The sequence below is a fragment of the Pseudomonas sp. TE3910 genome, from assembly GCF_056279025.1.
In genome coordinates, this window is record NZ_JBWBQN010000001.1 from 3,387,832 (window position 1) to 3,401,433 (window position 13,602).

Sequence of the window (13,602 nt, forward strand, 5' to 3'; positions counted from 1 at the left end):
GAGCTTCTCCATGGCGAGTCGATGGCGATAGTCTCCGGTAGCACTTGATCTATGAAAAATAGATAGATCAGAATCTATCGTTCCCTTTTTAAGAACAAACCATGCGCCGATTGAACTTCCACCACCTGCACTACTTCTGGGCCGTGGCCAAGGAAGGCAACCTCACCCGCGCCGCGCAGTTCCTGCACGTTTCGCAGTCGTCCCTGTCGACCCAGATCCGTGCTCTGGAGGACCAGCTCGGACACCCGCTGTTCATCCGTTCTGGTCGAAGCTTGCTGCTGACCGAGGCGGGCCGGATGGCGCTGGACTACGCGGATACGATCTTCGCCCTCGGCAGTGAGCTGCAAACGACTCTTCTGAGTAGCCAGCAGGCCAGCCAGGCGCTGCACATTGGCGCTGTGGCAACCCTGTCGCGAAATTTCCAGGAGAATCTTCTGCGCCCATTCCTGGGCCGCAAAGATCTGCGCATAACCCTCGAGTCCGGGAGCCTGGACGAGTTGCTGGAGCGCTTGGCGTTACACAAGCTGGATGTCGTGCTGACCAACAAGGCCGTCAGCGCCGACGCCCAGCGCACCTGGCAATGCCGCCTCCTGGATCGTCAGGCTGTGTGCTTGGTCGGGCCACCACGCAGTGCAGGACAACCCTTCGACCTGAGCCGCGACCTGAACCGTGCGCGTCTAATCGTTCCGGGCCGCAGTAGCGATATCCGCAGCCAGTTTGAGGTCTACTGCAATAGCCACGCCTTTACTCCGATCATTTGCGCAGAAGTCGACGACATGGCCATGCTGCGCCTCCTGGCTCGCGACTCGGGGGATCTCGCCTTGCTTCCGGCGGTCGTGGTGCAGGATGAACTGAAGAGCGGCTCGCTCCAGCTCTACGCGGAGGTTCCCGAGATTGCCGAGCAGTTTTTTGCCGTTACGCTGCAACGACATTTCAACCTGAGCATCCTTGACGAACTGCTAGGTAGAGACTGAAGAAATTTGAGTGACGTTAGCTGGGACGACTCGGAGGTGGAAGAGGATGCCGGGCAAGTTTTGCACGGAGCGTAGAAGCCGGCTGGGTGTCCGATTTGATCAGACCACTACACCGGCTCGTCTTCTTCAGCGTTTCCTCAGTCCTTCAGTGGCTTTTTCAGGTAGTAACGCTGGTGTCCAGGTGGGCAGTCTTCCAACACGCCCATCACCTGGTAGCCCTGCTTCTGATAGAAGTCGGGTGCTTGGAAGCTGTAGGTATAAAGAAAAACGCCCTGGCAGCCCCGGCGTCGTGCTTCTTCTTCTGCCCGCTTCAACAAGTTGCGGCCCAGGCCGTGGCTGCGCAGGGTGTCGTTCAACCAAAAATAGTCAATGTAGAGCCAGCCCATTCCACTGTGGCCGAATAGGCCGCCAACGACCTGGCCGCTGCTATCGCGGGCATAGAGCTGGAAATCCGCATAGGTATAGGGGCCAATCTGCCCCACATTGAAGTGTTCCAGGCCTTGGCGCACTACCGCCATGGCCTCGGCGTCAGCACCCAAGCTGAAGCTGTAAGTGTTATCCGTCATACACTCTCCTGTGTGGCGTTTTTGGGAAGAACAAATACTCTCATGGCTGCAAACGCTTGTGGTGATGAAACTCCCCTCCTCAACGTCTGCCGGTTGCCCGTGAGTACAAAGCAGATGATCTGCTAATCTCGTGAATAGTGACGTAAAAGGCCAATTCTCTGAATTGGCCTTTTTTGTGTGCGTTCGGAAATCAAATTCCCTCAGCACGCCTGCCAGGGAGGGTTTGCATTTTTGAGGTCAGGTGCTGCGAAAATGCAGCAGCGGGGGGCGTTTTCTCGCTGAGAGCCTTGGTCTTTCTGCTGCTTGAGGTTGGCATGCATTGTGCGCATCTAGCCCCGAGCCCATTTCCACTGTTCGGACGCACACATGTCGCTTATTCAAACCCTCGCTGATCGGGGTGCCCTACTTAGCTGCACGGTCTGTAAAAGTGGACGCATGACCAACGTCTCTTCGTCGTTGAGTGACCAACTCGGTTACTCACCGGTAGAGATGCAGAACTGCAGCATCGAAAGCATCTTCACTGCTGAATCCACGCACCTTCTGCGTAAACTGTTTTCCTGCCCGCCGGCAGATGAAAAGCTGAGCAGCCTGGCGCTTACGTTCATCCGTCACAGCACAAGCCTGTTTCCCGTGCTAGCCAGCGGCTTCCTCGAATGGCGTGACGCCGACGCTCCCAGTATTCACCTCGTGTTTATACCGCTGGGCTCGTTGAGTCACCGCTTGAGTGAACTGCAAAACGCCAACGAAGTCATGACCCAGATGCTCTACAGCGCCAAGGTAGCGTACTGGTGCATCGAGTTCGCTGAAGCGGTGGACATTACCCAGACACCCGATGAAGTCGTCCGTCAGGTGTTCGAAAACCGCTCTTACTGGCGCATGTGTAACCGTGCCATGGCGGATGTTTACGAGATGCCGGCGGACGTCGACTTTAATCAGCAGCCGGTGCGGCTTTACTGGCCGCGCAGCCCGGCCAACGAAGAGTTCGTAAGGCGCCTGGTGGAAACCGATTTTTGTGTCGACGGCGCGCTTTCGGTGGACCGCCGCCACGATGGTTCCCCTGCCTATGTGGAGAACGATGTCCGTGCCGCCATCCACGACGGTCGCCTGTTGCGTATGTGGGGCAGCATCCGTGACGTCAGCCAGGAGCTGCGTATGCAGCACGATGCTGAGCAGCGTATCGATGCCTTGCGCCGGGTCTTCGATGCGGTACCGGACGCTGTGCTGGTGATCGACGAAGAGTTGCAACCGCGGTGGCGTAACGCCGCCTTTGAGCAGGCCTTCGGTATCACCCAAGGTGCGAGCATCGCCCACGCCCTGCTCGACCGGTCACTGCCTGAACGCACCTGGCACAGTCTGCACTTGATCAATCTCAGTGGTCACCTGCAACTGTTCAATGTCCACTGCTCGCGCATCCTCATGCAAGAAGGCGTGGCCTGGAAGGTGGCAGTGCTGCGCGCGGCGGAGCGCACTATCCAGCACAACGGCGAGCTGCATCCATGATCGAGAAAAGTCTCTTGCCGCCCCTGAAGATGGGCATGCGATCTTCGGTCAATGTCAGCAGCGAAGTGCTTTCCGCGCTGTTGGAAACCCCTGCGCTGCACGCCCTGTTGGACAGCTTCAGTGAGGCAATCATCCTGTGCGATGGTGAGTCCCGTGTGCGCTTTCTCAATCTTGCCGCGGAGCGGGTGAATCGCCTGTCTCGAGAAGACGCGATCGGCTTGCCCAATGCCGAGTTCTTCCAGCGTTCGGCCGTGAGCTTCGATGATTTCCAGCAAGCTGTTGGACGTGGTGGTAACAGCGCTTTGACCCGCTCCCGCGATGGTCGCATGTTCCTCACCAGCACTCAGGCGGTTCCCACCGGCGCTTACGAAAAGCCCTATACGCTATTGGTGCAGCGCGATTTTGAAGGCCGTGAGAGCCCTCGTCGCACGTCGCAGCAGGCGTTCGCCCCTGTGGAAAACAACGGCCTTGGCGATCCACAGGACAACGCCCTGCACCTCTCGCCGCTGCTCTCCAGCATCGCCGACACTGGCGTACGTGCATTTCGCCGCCGCGCTCGCTTGCTCCTGCTGGGGGAGCCCGGCGTTGGCAAGACCGCCATTGCCCGGCATATCCACCGCGCTGCGGGTTGGGGCGACCGGCCCTTCATTCACGTCAACTGCGGCAGCATTCCGGAAAGCCTGTTTGAGTCGGAGATGTTCGGCTACGAGCGCGGTGCTTTCACGGGAGCCCTGCAGAGTGGCAAGCGCGGCTACATCGAAAGTGCTTCAGGGGGCACCCTGTTCCTTGATGAAATTGGCGAAATCCCTCTGCATGTCCAGGCCAAGCTGCTCAAGTTCCTTGAAGACGGCAGCATTCAGTCGGTCGGCTCGCCATTGAGCAAGACGGTACAAGTCCAGGTGATCGCCGCCACCAACAAGGACTTGCGGCGGCTGGTCGAGTCCGGCGAGTTCCGTGCCGACCTGTACTACCGCCTTGCTGTGCTGCCGGTAGAGATCCCGCCACTGCGCCAGCACCTGGAAGACCTGCCAGTGCTCATGGACATCCTGCTGATGCGCATCAACCGTGACCGCCAGCCCACGCTGCGGTTGTCCGGCGGTTGCCGTCAACGGCTCCTGAGCTATGACTATCCGGGCAACATCCGCGAGCTGGTGAATATTTTTGAGCGCTTGGCTGTGCTGGCTGATGACGAGGCCAGTGAACAGCATCTGCCACCGGAACTGCTGGGGCTGATCGCACCGATTTCCATCAGGCCAACGACTCCACGCCAGGAAATGGATACAGAGCTGCCAGCCGACGACGAACTGGGTGAAAGCCTCAAGGCGCAGGTTCAGCGCTATGAGCGCCAGCTCATTCTCCAGGCAGTCCAGAGCCAAGGCAGCAAACGCAAGGCAGCCCAGCAACTGGGCATTGATATCGGTACCCTGATTCGCAAGCTGCAACGCGATTGATTTTCCCGGCACAGGGATGTGCCGTCTGCTGCAATTTTCCCCCTCCGCCGCCTCCCATACCGCTGCAAGAATGCCTACGGCACACGCTATTTTTGCCTACGTTAATGCCTGCGAATAATAAAAATCCATAAATTTCAGTGACTTAAAAATTGGCACAGCATGTGCAATATCAGCCTGCAACCCATCCAGCTGATGGGTCATTGCATCGATGCTGAATGCCCTATCGGGCATTGGCGGTCCTGGAGGTAAAACAACAATGCTGATCACAGGTATCAAGAGTCGGCCGGTCTATGACCAACTGCGCCCCCTGCCGGGTGGAATCCGCCACCTCGTCGCAGGCCAGGGTAGTGGTGGCCGCGCCATGCTGCGTCTGCTGGATGAAATGTCCGAGCAAGGCATGCAGACCACTCTGCTCTATTCACAGGAATCCTTCTCCGGCCTGGACTACCTCGCCGAACTGCAGCAGCGGCAGGTCGCCGAGCTGCGTGTGTACCCCAGCAATCATGAGTTGGTAGCGGATCTGGAGCGCATCCTGGGCAATGCCCGCATGGGCACCCGGCTCTACCTTTCGGGCTCGGAGAGCTTTATCGGTACCGCCATGCAGGTGGCCACCCACTACGACATGAACAGTGACGAGGTGCTCCGCGAGCATGCCGGGTCGTTCGTCCGTCGTATCTGGTGCGTGCACTGCGACAGCTACACCGAGAACGTCACCCAGCGCGTGTTCCAGTGCCCTGGTTGCAACGCAATGTTGGTGGTGCGTGACCATTATTCCCGCCGTCTCGCCGCCTTCCAGGCCGTGAAGGCCGACGCCGAAGTCCCCGGCGAATTGCCAGAAGCAGAGGAGCTCGACACATGAGCTTGAGCAACGGAACCCTGAGTGTGCGGGTTGCCCGCATCGAAGCTGTCACACCGGAAATCAAGCGGTTTACCCTGGTGGCCACCGATGGCGCGCACCTGCCGCCCTTCTCGGGCGGCAGCAACGTGGTGGTGTTGATCCCTCACGAAAACGGCACCTACCGCAATGCCTACTCGCTGATGAGTTCGCCGTACGACTCCAGTGCCTACCAGATCGCCGTGCGCCGTGTTGACGAAGGGCGTGGCGGTTCACTGCGGATGCACGAAGCCGTGAACGAAGGTGATGTGCTGGAAATCCTGCGCCCGGTGAACCTGTTCCCGCTGAGCAAGCATGCTCGTCTGCACCTGTTCATCGCCGGTGGTGTCGGCATTACCCCGGTCTGTTCGCAACTGGCCGAACTGCGTCTGCGTGGCACGCCGTTCGAGGTGCATTTGGCCGTACGCGGTGCCGAGCACGCACGCTTGGGCGAAGAGCTGGTGCGCGAGTATGGCGATGCCGTACGCCTGTATCGCAACGATATCGGCCAGCGCCTGGATATCTCGGTTGTTGTCGCCGCTCGCCCGCTGGGCAGCCACCTGTATGTGTGCGGCCCTGAATCCATGATCCAGGATGCCATCGACAGTGCCCATGCCCAAGGCTGGACCGATAGCCACATCCACTACGAGCGCTTTCTAGAACAAGGCAGTGTCGGCGAGGCCTTCAGCGTTACCTTGGCGCGCAGCGGCGCGACCATCGAAGTGTCGCCTGACCAGAGCCTGCTGGAAGCCGCTGAAGCGGCCGGCCACTCGATTCCTTACCTGTGCCGTGGCGGCGCCTGCGGTGAGTGCGAAACCCGCGTGCTCGAACTCGACGGCGAAATCGTCCACACCGACGACTGGCTGTCCGACGAAGACAAGGCCGCCAACACAAAAATCATGCCCTGCGTGTCGCGTGCCAAGTGCTCGCGGCTGGTCATCGACTGCTGAACGGAGAACCACCATGACCATCCAGTTCCGACCCGACGAAACCTACCGCGACGACTACACCTACGCGAACAGCCCCGAGTGCATCGCCCGTGCGCCCTTCCCCTTCCCGGACGACGAGTACATGTACTCAATGAACCTGGAGCCTCACGTGTCGGTGGGCGACGGTGCGCTGAAGGCCGTCTTCGACATCGATGAGCACTACATCAGCGAGTGCCGTGACCGTGCGATCACGCTGGAGAAAGATCCGGGCATGCACTACGTGTCGGCGCCGCACATGATGGAAGCGCAGTGGGACCTGCTCGAGCTGATCATGGAGTCCTACGCCAGCGACTACCCCGAGTACTTCACTTTGGAGAAGGACGGCACTCGCTGGCACTGGACCAACACGCTGCTGAACATCGATGACACCTTTACCTTCGGTGATCCGTCCACCTTGCCCTATGAGCCAATGGAGTACATCACCCGCCAGGCTCAGGGCGATTGGGTACTGCAGGAAGAGCGTGACGGCACCCTCTACTGGGGCGCCGGTATCGCTACCCAGCGCGCCGACTACTCGCTGCGTTTCAACCTCGGCATGGCCTGGCACGAATTTCACGGCCCGGTGCCGCTGCTGAAGGAAACCGGCATGCTCGACCGTGCGCTGAAGTTCCTTCTGCGTCTGCGCTGCGGCCATCCGGTACGCCGCCTGAACTGGTCGCTGACGGTCAATCCGCGGCTCGATGTCTCTGCCGAAAGCCTGCCGGACTGGGCGCCCGACCGCACCATGGTCACCGCCGAGAACGCCGGCAAGCTGGTTTATCTGCGCATTGAACTGCAACCCCTGCACCGCCTGCCGCGCAGCAACGCCATCGTCTTCCCGATTCGCACTTACCTGCTGAACCTGGAAGACATCGCCACCAACCCAGCCTGGGCCAAACGCATGCACCGCGTGCTCAAGACCCTGAATCAGGAACTGGTGGACTACAAGGGCTTCACCCGGTACCGCGATGCCGCCGTTGAATGGCTCTCGCAGTTTGACGACGGCCGAGATGAGGAGGTGGCCAAGGCTGGATAAGTGCGCATCTCGCTTCACCCATAACAATAAAGGCTCTTCGATGAGCACCGGCGGGCAGCGACCCGCCGCCATGCAAACGACTGCCATTCAAATGAGGAAAACAATATGAGTGGGTCTTCTGCGGCAAGTGCAACCGCTTCTCTCGATCAGGACGCCGAGCAACTGCGTGCGCTCGGCTACAGCTCCAACTTCAACCGTAGTATGAGCCTGTGGGAAAACTTCTCCCTGGGCTTCACCTATCTGTCGCCGGTGGTCGGCGTCTACACCCTGTTCGGCCTCTGCCTCGCGGCAGGTGGTCCGCCGATGTTCTGGTCTTACCTGCTGATTGGCCTCGGCCAGATGCTGGTGTGTCTGGTGTTCGGTGAGGTGGTGTCGCAGTTCCCCATCTCTGGTGGCGTCTACCCTTGGGCGCGACGCCTGGTCGGCAAGCGCTGGGCCTGGATGGTGGGTTGGGTCTATGCCTGGGCGCTGTGCGCCACCATCGCCGGTGTCGCCGTCGGTGCGGGCCCTTACATGGCTGCCATGCTTGGTTTTGACGCCAGCTCAAACGCCAACATTTATATCGCCCTCGGCCTGATTCTGATGTCTACCGCACTCAACCTGGTGGGCACCAAGCTGCTCGCCCGAGTGGCCATGTTCGGCTTCCTCTGTGAACTGGTGGGCGCCATTCTGGTGGGCGGCTACCTGTTGATCTTCGAGCGTCATCAACCGATCAGCGTGCTGTTCAACACCTTTGAGCTCAACGTCAACGGCTCCTACCTGCCAGCCTTCCTCGCTGCCTCCCTGGCGGGCCTGTTCCAGTACTACGGCTTCGAGGCCTGCGGTGACGTGGCGGAAGAAACCCCCAACCCCGGCAAGCGCATCCCCAAGGCCATGCGCATGACCATCTACATTGGTGGTGCTGCGGCCATGTTCGCCTGCCTGGCGCTGATTCTGGCAGTCCCGGACATGCAGAAAGTGATCGCTGGCGAAGATACTGACCCGGTTGCCACCATCCTCGCCAATGCCTTCGGCCCGGTAGGTTCGAAACTGGTGATGGCGGTAGTGATGGTCTCCTTCATCTCTTGTGTACTGAGCCTGCAAGCTGCTGCCAGCCGTTTGCTGTTCTCCTACGCACGTGACGAGATGATCGTTGGCAGCAACCTGCTGAAGCGCTTGTCCGCTAACCATGTACCGTCGTTCGCGCTGGTCGTGAGCGGCGTGATGCCGGCGTGTATTGTCTGCCTTGGCCTGTTCATGGCCGATGCCGTGGCAACCATCGTCGGCTTCGCCGCCATTGGCATCTATGTGGCGTTCCAGTTGATTGTGATCGCTGCACTGATCGCCCGTGGCAAGGGCTGGCGCCCGAGCGGCCAGTTCAGCCTCGGTGGCTGGGGGCTGTTGGTGAACATCGCCGCGCTGATCTACGGTGTTGGCGCCATCATCAATATGGTCTGGCCGCGCAGTCCTGATGCGGCCTGGTACATCAACTACTCGATGATTCTGACCACGGTGGTGGTGATGGGCGCAGGCTTCCTCTACATGCTGCTGGCCAAGCCCTATGACAAAGGTACGGCCCCGGCCGGCGACGCCTGGAAGTTCTCCAAGCCTCTGCCCAAGGCCGCCAACGTTGCTGGCGTGCCAGTGCGTTAAGCCAACGCCTTTATCAAACCTCCCTACTCATGCTGCCCCCCCTTCTCCTTTCAGGGAGAAGGGGCTAAGGCTACCGAAGGACTGAATCATGCAAACCAAACTCCTGATCAACGGCCAACTTGTTGTTGGCGAAGGCCCCAGCATCGCCGTGCTCAACCCGTCCTTGGGGACCGCTCTGGTGGAAATCCCTGAGGCTAGCGCGGCCCAGGTCGATGCTGCCGTGCGCGCCGCCGATGATGCCTTTGCGCTGTGGTCTCAGACTTCGCCGAAGGACCGTTCCACCCTGTTGCTCAAGCTCGCCGATGCCATTGACGCCCATGCCGAGGAACTTGCCCGCCTGGAGTCGCAGAACTGCGGTAAACCCTTCACCGCCGCCTTGAACGACGAGCTGCCGGCCATCGCCGACGTGTTTCGCTTCTTCGCCGGCGCCAGCCGCTGCATGAGCGGTTCGGCAGCAGGCGAGTACCTGCCCGGCCACACCTCCATGATTCGCCGCGACCCGGTGGGCGTGGTTGCCTCCATCGCGCCGTGGAACTACCCACTGATGATGGCTGCCTGGAAGCTGGGCCCCGCCCTGGCCGCCGGCAACACGGTGGTGCTCAAACCCTCGGAACAGACGCCGTTGACCGCGCTGAAGCTCGCTGAGTTCATCGCCGACATTTTCCCCGCTGGCGTGGTGAACATGGTGTTCGGCCGAGGTCCGAGCGTTGGCGAGCCGCTGGTCACCCACCCTAGGGTGCGTATGGTCTCGCTGACCGGCTCGGTCGCCACGGGCTCGCGGATCATCAGTAGCACTGCCGATAGTGTGAAACGCATGCACATGGAGCTGGGCGGCAAGGCGCCGGTCATCATCTTCGATGATGCTGATATCGACGCCGCCGTAGAAGGCATCCGTACATTCGGCTTCTACAATGCCGGCCAGGACTGCACCGCCGCCTGCCGCATTTATGCACAGAAAGGTATCTACGAGCAGTTCGTGGCCAAGCTTGGCGAAGCGGTGGGCAGCATCCAGCCGGGCCTGCAGGACGACCCGGCCACCGAACTCGGTCCGCTGATTACCGAGCAACACCTGGAGCGCGTCGAAGGCTTTGTCCAGCGCGCCAGCGCCTTGCCGCACATTCAGGTGGTCACTGGTGGTCATCGTGTCGAAGGCCCTGGCTTCTTCTTTCAACCCACCGTGCTTGCGGGCGCTCGCCAAGACGATGAAATCGTCCGTCGCGAGGTGTTCGGCCCCGTGGTTTCGGTCACGGTGTTTGATGATGAAGAGCAGGTGCTGGGCTGGGCCAACGATTCGGACTACGGCCTGGCCTCGTCGGTTTGGACGTCGGATGTCGGTCGTGCCCATCGCCTGTCTGCGCGCCTGCAATATGGCTGCACCTGGGTGAATACGCATTTCATGCTGACCAGTGAAATGCCTCACGGTGGGGTCAAGCACTCTGGCTACGGTAAGGACATGTCCATGTATGGGCTGGAGGACTACACCGCTGTACGCCATGTGATGTTCAAGCACTGATTGAACTGGTGGTGTCGATAGTGGCCAGCAATGAGGTTGCTGGCCGCTTTCCTTCGTAATTCCGATCTGGAGTGAAGATCATGCAAACAGCATTATCGAGTGCCTGGCATGTTCTCTTGGCCCTCTGGGCTGACCAAGCATTGGTGGCCTGCTGACCATGATGTTGGCCGTGACAAGCAACATGGCGGCGTGCTGCACATTGCCGCCGCTTTCCTCTTTGGCGTAATGCGACCTCTGCAAAATACCCTGTGTTCAAACCGTTTTGGGGCAGGTTGTAGATACGAGGGCGGTCGTCGCGAAGCGATTGTTCCATTTCGCTAAAGAATGCTTTGCCAACATTGGCATTTATCTAAAAGTTCAGCGGAATAGACTGTACACAGCTTCCAAACAAAGCCGCGAAACGCAGACTCCAAAGGGTGTAAGCAAACGACCCTGCCACGTTTCGCAGAGCCTTCAGCCTTACCGATTCCGACTGAAGACGTAGATCGTTTGCATCGTTGGGACACTGTAAAAATGAAACTGTTTACCGCTCTGGTTACCACTGCTTGTGTAATGATCGGCACTCAAATGGCATTCGCTGCCGAAGCACCTGCAGTAGAGCAATACACGTACGGTAGCCACCCTGATATTGCCCACGTGATCCACCAGGATCGTATCCCTGATGTGTGTGGTGTGGTGCAGATGAAAATGACCTACGAAGACCACCAGGGTCAGGTACACACCATGCAGTACGCTGCAATGGGTAACGGTTGCTTTGACAACTAATTGAGTCCCCTGCAAACCCTGAGTTGTTTGCGTACAAGCAGGATCAAAAAACGCCCCGGTTCAAGGGGCGTTTTTTACTTCGTCAGGAAAACCAAAACGTCTTCAGGTGTGCAGCGATGACGGCTATTACTTCTGGCTCATCCATTCGGTATTAAAGTCTCGCGAATAAAAGAAACCCAGCGCCCGTGGCTTTTTGTCGCCCTGACCCAGGACGATGAACAGTGACGAGGCATAGGGTGGTTTTTCAGGGGCATGCACATTCAAGTGCTTTTCTATTTCCCGAATGCAATCGCTGTGTGTAACCAGAATCAGGTTGTGTCCTGGGCGTTTAGTTTCAAGCGCGGTCTTAAGCATGATGCCTTTGCAGGCGGCGAGCCACTGCTGCGGCTCGACATCATGGTTAAACATGAAGTTCGCGGTTTGCCGGGTTCTTGTCAGGGGGCTGGTAAAGATATCAGCCTGGTCCAGGCCGAGTGTTTGATAATGCTTGCCCAACTTTACGGCGATGTCTTTACCGCGTTTGGTGATGCCATCTGGGGCATCCAGGCACGGCGCACTGGACAGGTCGCAGCGTTCCGCATGGCGAATCACGACAATAGCGTCACCACTGGCCCATGCCGATTTTAGCGGGGCCAGTTGTGCAGCGTTGCTCTGGGCAAGATTGGTCAGCCGGGGGGTTCTGAATAGAAAGTACGAACCGACAATTACGAGCACGACTGCAAGTACAGTGATAAGCACGTTTCTTGCGCGCTGGTTCGACCCTGTGAAAGACAACGACATAAAGCGGGACCCCATCAAGAGCTAGGCAGATTCAGCCAAGATCTTGCCCGAGGGACCGTGAAGAAACTGTTGTCTCGGCAACTGAAAATCAAGGAATGGTGTTATTGATTTTCTCGCACAGGGTTAAGGGCCGGCATGCCCGGCGCGGCTCACAGCCCCAACTCGCGCAAGCGCCGATACAGTGTTCGCTCACTCATTCCCAACTGTTGGGCCAATTCACTGCGCGAACCTTCAAAGGCTTGGAGTGCTTGTGCCAGTTGGCCAAGGTGATCCTTTTTCCGTCGCTGCGATTGCCCTGCCGTGGCATTGTCAGGTTTCACATCGTCGGGTAAGTGCTCTGCCCTGATGAGGCCATCGTCGGCAAACAAGCGAGCGCGTTCGAGGATGTTTCTCAGCTCGCGAATGTTCCCCGGGTAGGTGTGCAGGCTGAGCCAGTGCATGGCCTGCGGATCTACCCGCGGTGCCTGGGCGCCGGCCATGCGTTGCAACAGGCTGTCGATCAACAGCGGCAGGTCTTCGACCCGCTCGCGCAATGACGGCAGGCGGATCGGAAAGGCACTGATCCGGTAGTAGAGGTCTTCACGGAAGGTGCCGTTGGCAACCATTTCCTTGAGGGGTTTGTGAGTGGCCGAGATCAGGCGGAAGTCCGAGTGAACAGTACGCAGGCTGCCCACCGGGCGGAAGCTGCCTGACTCGATCAGACGCAACAGCTTCACTTGCATTGCCAGTGGTACTTCACCGATCTCATCGAGAAACAGGGTACCGCCATGTGCGGCTTCCGCCAGACCGATCTTGCGTTGCAGAGCGCCGGTAAAGGCGCCCTTTTCATAGCCGAACAGCTCGCTTTCGAACAGTGATTCGGTCAGGCCGGTGCAGTCAACGACCACCAGCGGGCCGTTGGCGCGTGGGCCACTCAGATGCAGCGCACGTGCGAACAGCTCTTTGCCCGTGCCGGACTCACCTTGCAGCAGTACCGGAATCTGTGACGGTGCCGCACGTTGCAGGCTGGCCAGTGCCTGCTTGAACGCTGGCGCCCGGCCAACCAGGCCATGTTGCTGGGGTTGAGCCGAGGCCACGGTGATGCTGGTCAGGCGCTCGACGAACGCGACCACCTCACCCTGCTCATCGAGGATCGGCCGTAGTTCTACATCGACATGTTCCGGACCACGCGGCGTGTGGTGAATATGCAGCATCCGCTCGGGCACACGGCTTTCTCTCGCCTTGCGCATCGGGCAATGCTCGCCGGCCTGATCGCAGGGTACGGCGTAGTGATGGGAGACCTGGTGGCACTTCGCGCCAAGGGTTGATTGGCCTTCTACGCCGAACTGACGTTGGTACGCACTGTTGGCAGCAAGGATGTTGTAGTGGGTATCCAGCACGATGGTGGGCTGAGGGTCATGTTCGAGGTATGACACCAGCGCCTGAACGGCGGGGATTTTCGGGGCAACGGTAATCAACTGAGACATGGCGACACCTAGGCAATCACACCAAGAGCTTACCCGAAGGCGACGAAGACTGCCAAAAACTGCCAGGTACTGCCACA

Annotated in this window: 12 protein-coding genes; 9 read left to right on the forward strand and 3 right to left on the reverse strand. The window is 59.2% G+C overall.

Features of this window, described 5'->3' with window-relative positions:
* The first annotated feature begins 101 nt into the window (after positions 1 to 101).
* On the forward strand, positions 102 to 974 hold the full coding sequence (locus ACZ9H3_RS15530; RefSeq protein WP_476221402.1) for a LysR family transcriptional regulator: 873 nt from the start codon (positions 102 to 104) through the stop codon (positions 972 to 974).
* Between the two features lie 137 nt (positions 975 to 1,111).
* Here the strand turns inward: ACZ9H3_RS15530 and ACZ9H3_RS15535 are convergent, their stop codons facing one another.
* On the reverse strand, positions 1,112 to 1,540 hold the full coding sequence (locus ACZ9H3_RS15535) for a GNAT family N-acetyltransferase (RefSeq protein ID WP_102053018.1): 429 nt from the start codon (positions 1,538 to 1,540) through the stop codon (positions 1,112 to 1,114).
* Between the two features lie 435 nt (positions 1,541 to 1,975).
* Between ACZ9H3_RS15535 and ACZ9H3_RS15540 the strand changes: the two genes are divergently transcribed.
* The 8 genes from ACZ9H3_RS15540 (at position 1,976) to ACZ9H3_RS15575 (ending at position 11,279) form a co-directional block, all read left to right on the forward strand.
* Positions 1,976 to 3,040: a PAS domain-containing protein gene (locus ACZ9H3_RS15540; protein WP_256587546.1), complete on the forward strand. Its 1,065-nt coding sequence runs from the start codon at positions 1,976 to 1,978 to the stop codon at positions 3,038 to 3,040.
* A complete protein-coding gene (locus ACZ9H3_RS15545; RefSeq protein ID WP_476221404.1) occupies positions 3,037 to 4,491 on the forward strand; it encodes a sigma-54 interaction domain-containing protein in 1,455 nt (484 codons plus the stop codon). Before ACZ9H3_RS15540 ends, ACZ9H3_RS15545 begins: the two co-directional genes overlap by 4 nt.
* Positions 4,492 to 4,747: 256 nt before the next feature.
* The gene (locus ACZ9H3_RS15550) at positions 4,748 to 5,350 is read left to right on the forward strand and encodes a dimethylamine monooxygenase subunit DmmA family protein (protein WP_099773215.1); all 603 of its coding nucleotides are present in this window, start codon (positions 4,748 to 4,750) and stop codon (positions 5,348 to 5,350) included.
* Positions 5,347 to 6,315, forward strand: coding sequence for a PDR/VanB family oxidoreductase (locus ACZ9H3_RS15555; RefSeq protein ID WP_099773216.1), 969 nt, complete (start codon positions 5,347 to 5,349; stop codon positions 6,313 to 6,315). The genes ACZ9H3_RS15550 and ACZ9H3_RS15555 overlap by 4 nt, the downstream gene beginning before the upstream one ends.
* A gap of 13 nt (positions 6,316 to 6,328) precedes the next feature.
* The gene (locus ACZ9H3_RS15560; RefSeq protein ID WP_476221408.1) at positions 6,329 to 7,369 is read left to right on the forward strand and encodes a heme-dependent oxidative N-demethylase family protein; all 1,041 of its coding nucleotides are present in this window, start codon (positions 6,329 to 6,331) and stop codon (positions 7,367 to 7,369) included.
* A 105-nt stretch (positions 7,370 to 7,474) separates the two neighbouring features.
* Positions 7,475 to 9,001, forward strand: coding sequence for an APC family permease (locus ACZ9H3_RS15565; protein WP_065760503.1), 1,527 nt, complete (start codon positions 7,475 to 7,477; stop codon positions 8,999 to 9,001).
* An 88-nt stretch (positions 9,002 to 9,089) separates the two neighbouring features.
* A complete protein-coding gene (locus ACZ9H3_RS15570) occupies positions 9,090 to 10,514 on the forward strand; it encodes a gamma-aminobutyraldehyde dehydrogenase (protein WP_065760502.1) in 1,425 nt (474 codons plus the stop codon).
* A gap of 513 nt (positions 10,515 to 11,027) precedes the next feature.
* Positions 11,028 to 11,279, forward strand: a complete 252-nt coding sequence (locus ACZ9H3_RS15575; protein ID WP_065760494.1) for a DUF2790 domain-containing protein — start codon at positions 11,028 to 11,030, stop codon at positions 11,277 to 11,279.
* A 126-nt stretch (positions 11,280 to 11,405) separates the two neighbouring features.
* Here the strand turns inward: ACZ9H3_RS15575 and pmrG are convergent, their stop codons facing one another.
* Positions 11,406 to 12,059 (reverse strand): lipopolysaccharide core heptose(II)-phosphate phosphatase PmrG, encoded by a 654-nt coding sequence (gene pmrG, locus ACZ9H3_RS15580; RefSeq protein ID WP_330522498.1) that lies wholly within the window; start codon positions 12,057 to 12,059, stop codon positions 11,406 to 11,408.
* Between the two features lie 149 nt (positions 12,060 to 12,208).
* Positions 12,209 to 13,525 carry a sigma-54 interaction domain-containing protein gene (locus ACZ9H3_RS15585; protein WP_099773219.1) on the reverse strand — a complete coding sequence of 439 codons (1,317 nt, stop codon included), beginning with the start codon at positions 13,523 to 13,525 and terminating at the stop codon, positions 12,209 to 12,211.
* Positions 13,526 to 13,602 lie beyond the last annotated feature (77 nt).

Excerpts from the sequence above, each read along its gene's own strand:
- ACZ9H3_RS15530 (WP_476221402.1), top strand. The coding sequence starts at position 102 with ATGCGCCGATTGAACTTCCACCACCTGCACTACTTCTGGGCCGTGGCC.
- ACZ9H3_RS15535 (WP_102053018.1), bottom strand. The coding sequence starts at position 1,540 with ATGACGGATAACACTTACAGCTTCAGCTTGGGTGCTGACGCCGAGGCC.
- ACZ9H3_RS15540 (WP_256587546.1), top strand. The coding sequence starts at position 1,976 with ATGACCAACGTCTCTTCGTCGTTGAGTGACCAACTCGGTTACTCACCG.
- ACZ9H3_RS15545 (WP_476221404.1), top strand. The coding sequence starts at position 3,037 with ATGATCGAGAAAAGTCTCTTGCCGCCCCTGAAGATGGGCATGCGATCT.
- ACZ9H3_RS15550 (WP_099773215.1), top strand. The coding sequence starts at position 4,748 with ATGCTGATCACAGGTATCAAGAGTCGGCCGGTCTATGACCAACTGCGC.
- ACZ9H3_RS15555 (WP_099773216.1), top strand. The coding sequence starts at position 5,347 with ATGAGCTTGAGCAACGGAACCCTGAGTGTGCGGGTTGCCCGCATCGAA.
- ACZ9H3_RS15560 (WP_476221408.1), top strand. The coding sequence starts at position 6,329 with ATGACCATCCAGTTCCGACCCGACGAAACCTACCGCGACGACTACACC.
- ACZ9H3_RS15565 (WP_065760503.1), top strand. The coding sequence starts at position 7,475 with ATGAGTGGGTCTTCTGCGGCAAGTGCAACCGCTTCTCTCGATCAGGAC.
- ACZ9H3_RS15570 (WP_065760502.1), top strand. The coding sequence starts at position 9,090 with ATGCAAACCAAACTCCTGATCAACGGCCAACTTGTTGTTGGCGAAGGC.
- ACZ9H3_RS15575 (WP_065760494.1), top strand. The coding sequence starts at position 11,028 with ATGAAACTGTTTACCGCTCTGGTTACCACTGCTTGTGTAATGATCGGC.
- pmrG (WP_330522498.1), bottom strand. The coding sequence starts at position 12,059 with ATGTCGTTGTCTTTCACAGGGTCGAACCAGCGCGCAAGAAACGTGCTT.
- ACZ9H3_RS15585 (WP_099773219.1), bottom strand. The coding sequence starts at position 13,525 with ATGTCTCAGTTGATTACCGTTGCCCCGAAAATCCCCGCCGTTCAGGCG.